This is a genomic window from Streptomyces sp. B1866, assembly GCF_031932565.1.
Classification (GTDB): Bacteria; Actinomycetota; Actinomycetes; order Streptomycetales; family Streptomycetaceae; genus Streptomyces.
Genome location: NZ_JAVSCF010000575.1, coordinates 1 through 709 on the forward strand (window position 1 = coordinate 1; position 709 = coordinate 709).

The 709-nt window shown below is 80.4% G+C and carries 1 protein-coding gene; it reads right to left on the reverse strand.

Annotated features, from left to right (window positions below; all coding sequences use genetic code 11):
- Positions 1 to 612, reverse strand: a 612-nt coding sequence (locus RKE29_RS30260; protein ID WP_312008897.1) for a glycosyltransferase family 39 protein, incomplete at its 3' end; no start/stop codon positions are given.
- Positions 613 to 709 lie beyond the last annotated feature (97 nt).

The following is a 709-nucleotide window of genomic DNA, read 5'->3' on the forward strand; positions in this document are numbered from 1 at the left end:
CGCCGCCCGCCCCCCGCCACCGGGTCCGGGGCCGGCCCGGCGTCGCCGCAGCGCCGCCGCCGCGCCGCACCACACGGCCGCCACGACCGCCATCCCCACCGGCCGGGTCAGCCCGGCCAGTGCCGCGAGCGCGCCCGCCCGTACCCACCGGCCGGTGAGCACCGCGTGCAGCGACCACACGGCCAGCGCCGTGAACAGCGACTCCGAGTACGCCATCGACTGCACGACCGCCACCGGCAGCACGCCCCACAGGGCCGCGAGCGCGACGCCCGCCCGCCGCCCGTGCAGCAGGTCGCCGACCGCGAACAGACCCCACGCGGCGGCGACCGAGGCCACCGCGGAGACCACCAGCCCCGCGTCCCCCTCGCCGAGCGGGGAGGCGGCCGCGATCAGCCGCTCAAGCCACGGCAGCAGCGGAAAGAAGGCCAGGTCGGAGTGGACCGCGCCGTCGGGCAGGCGGACGGTGCGGCCGTAGCCGTCCGCCGCGATCCGGGCATACCAGACCGCGTCCCAGCGGTCGGACAGCAGCCGGTGCGCGCTCGTGCCCGCCGCCGCGCTCCACACCAGCAGGGTCACCAGACCCAGCAGCCGCGCCGACGCGTACGCCAGCAGGGCGGGCGCGGTCCGCCGCGCGGCGGCCCCCGCCGCGCGGCCCGCGCGTCCGGCGTGCGGACCCGCGCCCGACCCGGGCTCCGTGCGCACGGAGCCC